The 6,708-nt window shown below is 35.0% G+C and carries 5 protein-coding genes; 2 read left to right on the top strand and 3 right to left on the bottom strand.

The features are described 5' to 3' along the window. Positions 1-152: 152 nt before the first annotated feature. Positions 153-986, bottom strand: coding sequence for a hypothetical protein (locus DIT68_RS14550; protein ID WP_109360552.1), 834 nt, complete (start codon positions 984-986; stop codon positions 153-155). Between the two features lie 637 nt (positions 987-1,623). Here DIT68_RS14550 and efp point away from each other — a divergent pair. Together efp and DIT68_RS14540 are read left to right on the top strand one after the other, a co-directional pair. Next, the gene (efp, locus tag DIT68_RS14545; protein ID WP_109360551.1) at positions 1,624-2,190 is read left to right on the top strand and encodes an elongation factor P; all 567 of its coding nucleotides are present in this window, start codon (positions 1,624-1,626) and stop codon (positions 2,188-2,190) included. Between the two features lie 64 nt (positions 2,191-2,254). Further along, complete coding sequence (locus tag DIT68_RS14540; RefSeq protein ID WP_109360550.1) at positions 2,255-3,700, top strand: alpha/beta fold hydrolase; 1,446 nt, start codon at positions 2,255-2,257, stop codon at positions 3,698-3,700. 74 nt (positions 3,701-3,774) lie between these two features. Here DIT68_RS14540 and DIT68_RS14535 read toward each other — a convergent pair whose 3' ends face one another. Both DIT68_RS14535 and DIT68_RS14530 read right to left on the bottom strand, forming a co-directional pair. Then, positions 3,775-5,958, bottom strand: coding sequence for a glutamine synthetase III family protein (locus tag DIT68_RS14535; RefSeq protein WP_109360549.1), 2,184 nt, complete (start codon positions 5,956-5,958; stop codon positions 3,775-3,777). Between the two features lie 147 nt (positions 5,959-6,105). After that, positions 6,106-6,651: an NADPH-dependent FMN reductase gene (locus DIT68_RS14530; protein WP_109360548.1), complete on the bottom strand. Its 546-nt coding sequence runs from the start codon at positions 6,649-6,651 to the stop codon at positions 6,106-6,108. Between the last annotated feature and the right edge of the window lie 57 nt (positions 6,652-6,708).

The raw sequence follows: 6,708 nt of genomic DNA, 5'->3' as shown, positions 1-6,708 counted from the left end.
TTTCAACTTGCTCTTTTAAAAGACTAGATAATTGATTAGTTTTACTCTCAGGACTGGTATTCTTTTTCATAGATAAATGAGTGAAGTTATTCATCTAAGATACTGAATATCAGTCTTTTAAACAAGTGTTTCCATGCTTATTTTACTGATTTTTAATTAGTTATATTTTTGTCATGTAGTGTATAATAATAATTAAAAGCATTTATGAAATGTTCTAATCCAGAACCTCTTTTTGTGCTACTCTTTATTTTTACAGCTCCTATATTTATTAAGTCATTTATAATGCAATTCCAGCCATTGTCAGCTTTGTTAGTTGGTGCGACAAAAGATAATCCTGTTTTGAATTCCATCATTAAATTCAAGTGATGACTCCAACTATAGCTTAAATTACTTGAATTTGGAATTTCCTTATTTAATGGAAATCCATTATTCAAAATTAAATAGGATAAAGCATTATTTCTATTTGAATTAAAATTAGGTAGAATTCTTAATTTATCAGGATTTGTAGATTCATTGACGATATTTTGAGGCATTTCAAAATCTAAATCAGATTCATACAAGCATTTTTGAGATTCAGAATCCAAAATATCCTTTTTCTTTGCTTGCGTAATTTTAGCAGTAGAATGAACTATTTTCTTGTTTTTGTCAAGTAATACAAAAATTGTCATTAAATCTCCAAGTTCACAACTTGGTGTACTTCCCAAACATTTTGTGATTGAGTTATTTGTTCTTACAATTCTTGGTTTTTGATGACAATATACAGAAGCAAACTTCACTTCGTATCTTGTTTGAGTATGGATTACACTTGAAATTTTATGGTTTAGATAATCTACACCTTTCCCTGCACTTAATAAGTAGTCTTTGATTATTTGCGGTTCGGTTTTAGAAAAATCAATTCCTTTCCAACTATTATTAGCCTCCGAAATAATCAATGACGAATACTTGGAAATCATTTTTATGTAATCACTAATTATCTGGTCTTTCATCGTATTGTTGCCAACTTCTTATACATTCAACTACCCCGCACAACATCCTCCAAACCTAGAAACACTGTACAGTTTTACTGTATAATATAACTGTAAATCTAATTAAAAATTCCTAATCAGCACCGAAGCATTCAAACGCTTAAGTAGTGGCTGGTCGGAAACACATCAAAATTAAAAATATTTCTTTTTGCAATAGTTTCCTTTTTTTTAATCGCCTGATGCTAAGGCATCACCACATAAACATAAATCAAACTCTCATCAAAAATAATTTATTTTGTAAAAATCGTCTGTTTCCGACCAGCCACTAACTAATTAAATTCTAACTAAATTCCAACGCAGATTCCTCCCGACCCTGACGCAGGTGGAAATCCTGTTGAACTGTTGTGCTCAGCTGTACACATCAAAATGAGCGACCTTGGAAGCTCCGTTTTGGGTGTTTTACAGCGTGGCTTCAACAGGAAACAGATTGGAAGCGTAGGCAGATATGGGGCGCATAAAAGAGAGAGGGAGAGGGAGAGGGAGAGTAGTGATTTAGATTGTGAAGTACAATTTACCTCCAATTCGTAATTCCTAATTGAAAATTCGCAATTGATTTTTCAGGGATTGTTCTTATATTTGGGTCGAATAAAATTAAAATATGGCAACTACATCAGATATTAGAAATGGTCTTTGTATCATGCACAATGGTAAAATCGCAACTATCATTGAATTTCAACACGTTAAACCAGGAAAAGGTCCCGCTTTTGTAAGAACAAAAATGAAGGAAATAGAATCTGGAAAAACTTTAGACCACACTTTTTCTGCTGGTCATAAAATTGACATCGTAAGGGTAGAAAGGAGACAATATCAATTTTTATACAAGGAGGAAAACATTGGTTATCACTTCATGAACGTTGAAAACTATGAGCAAGTAGCGATTCCAGATCATTTAATTGAGAATCCTTTATACCTGCGTGAAGGAATGGTTTGTGAAATCATTTTCCATGCAGAGGAAGAAAATCCGCTGGTTGTAGAATTACCAATGTACATAGAAGCAGAAATCACTTACACAGAACCAGGAATTAAAGGTGACACAGCAACTAACACTATGAAACCAGCCACAATTGATACAGGAGCAGAAATTAGGGTTCCTTTGTTTATTGATACTGGAGAAAAAATTAAAGTAAACACACAAAAAGGTGAATACGTAGAAAGAATAAAGTAAGCTTTATTTAAATATATTTTTTACAAAAGCCCGATTTAGATTGGGCTTTTTTTGGTTTAATATTATGCAAAAACTAGTTTTAATTCACGGTGCTTTAGGCGATTATTCTGAATTTGATAAAATAGTACCACTTCTAGCAAGCGACTATGAAATTGAGGTATTCCAAATTCCTCATCATGGCGATTATCAAGACTCTAAAGTTCAATTTGAAATGAACGCACTGGTCGACGATTTCCTAAAATTCTTAAATAAATTTGGACCAAGTTTTATTTACGGCTTTTCTCTTGGTGGATATTTAGCCATTGCAGCTGCTCAAAAAGATGAATCGAATATTCTGGGAATTGTAACCCAAGGAACAAAATTTGATTGGTCTAAAGAATCTGCTGAAAAAGAAACCAAAACTTTGAATGTGGATTTTCTTTCGACCAAAGCAGAAGGATTCTATAAATATTTGGACAAACTTCACGGAGAATATTTACCCAAATTATTGTCAAAAACATCGGAATTCATGACCAAACTGGGCGAAAACCCAGTAATTAGCTCAAAAAGTGTTGAAAAATTCACAATTCCTGTTCGTTTAACCCGTGGAGGAAAAGACAAAATGGTTACTAAAAAGGAGACATTAAACATCAAAGAGGGATTAAAGTTTGGAAACTATTTTGAAATTCCATCCATGATTCATCCTCTAGGTTTTATAAATCCAAAACATATTGCACGCTTAATTTCCATTCAATTAGATAGTTTAAAATATCAATGGGCTTCCACTCCATTTGGTAAAATGGCTTATCAAATTCTTGGTGAAATCAATTCGGAAAGCGAACCCGTAGTTTTGTTTTTGCACGAAGCAATCGGCTCCATTGCCCAATGGAAAGGTTTTCCGGAAAAATTATGTCAGGAAATAAACCTGCCGGGTATAGCAATAGAATTTCCAGGCTATGGCTTTAGTGAAGCAGAAAACAAAACAAGAGATGCCCAATATCTTCATGCATTTGCTTTGGAATATTTACCTGCGTTTATTGACGCAATTCAATTAAAAAACCCACTGTTTATTGTTGGTCATTCGGATGGGGGAACAAATGCGTTGCTCTACAGTTCAAAATATCCTAAAAATGTGAAGGGAATCGTGACAATGGCCGCTCATTATATCAACGAGAAAGAAACTAGAGCTGGAATTCAGCCGGCTATCGATGCTTGGAACGAAGGAAAACTTAAAGGATTAGAATTCTTTCACGGTGAAAAAACCGAACGACTATTCTTTGCATGGGCCAACACTTGGTTGAAACCTGATTTTGAGCATTGGGATATTTCAGAAGATATTCAAGGAAATTCAGTTCCAGCGTTGATTTTGCAAGGAAATGACGATCAATATGGAACAGATGAGCAGGTCAATGGAATTGTGAATTTATTGGAAAATGCAGAAGCGTTTTTTATTGATGATTGTGGCCATGCGCCACATTTGGAGAAGGAAGAGGTTGTGATTAATTGCATTAAGTATTTTTGGATTATTTAATGTAGAGCCGCAATGCATTGCGGCTCCACATTAAATAATCCAAAATAATAACAATAATAATCCAAATCAATCCCCTAACTAGTAAAAAGCATTTCGCGTAATTTTGGGAAAGGCCATGTTTCATCATCTACCAAAATCTCTAGTTTGTCTGTATGGTAAGAGATTTTTGAGAAGAAAACTCGTACTGTATCGCGATAAGCTTCAGCACGTTTGGCAACATCTTCTATTTTATTAGCTTTCTTTCTGTTCTCCAACATTTCACGCGAATATTCTTGCATTTTATTCATGTGCATAGACAAGTCAATCAAAATACCTTTTTGAGCTGTTGTTCCTTGCACCGCGTCATCACCTAAGATTGACGTTATTCCTTGGATGTTCTGAATCAATTTATTTTGATAATCCACAACAACTGGAATTATATGATTTTGCGTTAAATCTCCTATTAAACGTGCTTCAATCTGAATACGCATAATGTATTTTTCATACTCAATTTCCTGACGAGCAAGCAACTCTCTTTTTGTGAATACCTCCATTTTTTCAAAAACATCAATTACGTCTTGACGTTCCCAAACTTTTAATGCGCTCGGTGTATCTTTTAAATTGCTTAAACCTCTTTTTTCAGCTTCCACAATCCACTCTTCACCATATCCATTTCCTTCAAAACGAATACTCTTAGATTCTTTAATTAATTTTTGAAGTTCTTTAAGAATAGCTTCATCTTTTCCGTCTCCTCCTTTGATCCTTTTATCAACGGCAATTTTAAACAATTGCAATTGTCTTGCAACAATTGTGTTAATGGTAATCATAGGTTGGGCACAGTTGGCCAGTGAACCAACAGCGCGGTATTCAAATTTATTACCTGTAAAAGCAAAAGGTGATGTTCTATTTCTATCGGTATTGTCCAACAAAATTTGTGGAATTTTCCCGATGTTCAATTTCAGTTCTGTTTTATCCGATGGCGTCATTTTACCTGCTTTGATGTTCTTTTCTAAATCATCAAGCAAAGTTGTTAAATGCGACCCAATAAATGCTGAAACAATTGCTGGTGGTGCTTCGTGACCTCCTAATCGGTGATCGTTTGATGCACTTGCAATAGACGCTCTTAAAGTATCTGAATGTTCGTGAATTGCTTTAATTGTATTCACAAAGAAAGTCAAGAATTGCAAATTACTCTTTGGATTTTTTCCTGGCGCTAATAAGTTCACACCAGTATCTGTTGCCAAAGCCCAATTATTATGTTTTCCTGAGCCATTAAGTCCTGGGAATGGTTTTTCGTGTAAAACAATTCTAAAATCATGTTTTCTCGCCACTTTTTCCAGTAAATCCATCAATAATAAATTGTGGTCATTGGCTAAATTACATTCTTCAAAAATTGGAGCACACTCAAATTGGTTTGGCGCAACCTCATTATGTCGCGTCGTAACTGGAATTCCCAAACGAATGGCTTCCATTTCAAACTCTCTCATAAAGTTTGTGATTCTTGCAGGAATAGAACCAAAATAATGGTCATCTAATTGTTGACCTTTTGCTGGCGGATGTCCGAAAAGCACGCGCCCTGTCATCATTAAATCTGGACGTGCATTGAAGAAGGCCTTGTCAATTAAGAAATACTCTTGTTCCCAACCTAAAGTTGCGATTACTTTTGAAACGTTTTTGTCAAAATATTTACACACCTCAGTTGCAGCTTTATCCACAACGTTTAGGGCTTTTAACAACGGCATTTTATAATCCAATGCCTCACCTGTGTAGGCAATAAAAATTGTTGGGATACACAAAGTACTGTCAATTACGAAAGCAGGTGAAGATGGATCCCAAGCTGTGTAACCTCTTGCTTCAAAAGTATTTCTGATTCCTCCATTTGGAAAAGAAGAAGCATCTGGTTCTTGTTGAACCAATAAATCTCCGCTAAACTGTTCAATTGCGCGCCCTGGTCCAATAGGTTTAAAGAATGCATCGTGTTTTTCTGCTGTAGCACCTGTTAAAGGTTGAAACCAATGTGTATAATGAGTAGCTCCTTGCTCTAAAGCCCACTCCTTCATTGCTGAGGCAGCAACATCCGCAATGACCCTATCGATTTTAGTTCCGTGCTGAATCGCACTTCTTATAGATTTATAAGCTTGTTCAGGCAGATATTCGCGCATCTTGTCTTCATAAAAGACATTTTCCCCAAATTTCTCTGAAATTTTTCCAGTCCATTCGAATTTTTTGGTTGTACGATGTAAAACATCTTGATAGGCATTTTTTCTTACAGATGACATAGTTCCATTTTTGTTTGCGCAAAAATAGATATTCTCATTTTAAAAAATTCAATAAAATTTACTTTTTTTTCAATAACCCCTACCCAAAGAAGGGGGGTCTTTGAATAAAAACGCTTTTTCTCTAAGCGAACCCCTAAAAAACACACCCTATTCAGAAATTAATCGAATCAAATTTGAAACACACACTTTATGCGTATTTAACAATTCCTTGTTTACTATTCCCTTTTCACTGGAGAAATTATCTCCAAAAGAAGGTAATGAATAAATGGAAACGATGTTTGCTCCAAATTTAGGAAAACGTAATTCAGCAGCACCAAGTACATTTTTAGCTCCAAAAGCACCAGGTGAAGTACCCATTAAAAGTAAGGGAATATCATTGAAAAACCTCCCTGTATGCCGAGAGCACCAATCCAAAAGATTTTTTGCAGCTACAGAATAGGAGCCATTGTGTTCCGCCAAGGAAACAACTATTCCGTCTGCAGTTTGAATTTTATCAATAAACTTCTGAATGTTTGGAGGAATCCCTTCTTTCTCTTCTAAATCTACTCCAAATAAAGGAAGTGGATAATCTGTAATGTCCACCCACTCTACAGCAGCCTCGTACTCATTCTCTATCTCGTTTAAGGTATACTTTACGAGTTGCTTATTTATCGATTGACTACTGTTGCTTCCTGCAAATCCTATTATTTTCATTTTTGTTCTTGTATGTTTTATATTCTGAAGAGCACCTCTCTCCTCATTGAACTACTA

The organism is Brumimicrobium oceani, from assembly GCF_003143775.1.
GTDB lineage: Bacteria > Bacteroidota > Bacteroidia > Flavobacteriales_D > Crocinitomicaceae > Brumimicrobium > Brumimicrobium oceani.
The sequence above is the reverse complement of the archived record's forward strand: the minus strand, read 5'-3'. Positions and strand labels throughout refer to the sequence as shown.

What these genes read in the sequence shown, in the direction of transcription:
- DIT68_RS14530 (WP_109360548.1), bottom strand. Translation starts at nt 6,651, where the DNA reads ATGAAAATAATAGGATTTGCAGGAAGCAACAGTAGTCAATCGATAAAT.
- DIT68_RS14540 (WP_109360550.1), top strand. Translation starts at nt 2,255, where the DNA reads ATGCAAAAACTAGTTTTAATTCACGGTGCTTTAGGCGATTATTCTGAA.
- DIT68_RS14535 (WP_109360549.1), bottom strand. Translation starts at nt 5,958, where the DNA reads ATGTCATCTGTAAGAAAAAATGCCTATCAAGATGTTTTACATCGTACA.
- efp (WP_109360551.1), top strand. Translation starts at nt 1,624, where the DNA reads ATGGCAACTACATCAGATATTAGAAATGGTCTTTGTATCATGCACAAT.
- DIT68_RS14550 (WP_109360552.1), bottom strand. Translation starts at nt 986, where the DNA reads ATGAAAGACCAGATAATTAGTGATTACATAAAAATGATTTCCAAGTAT.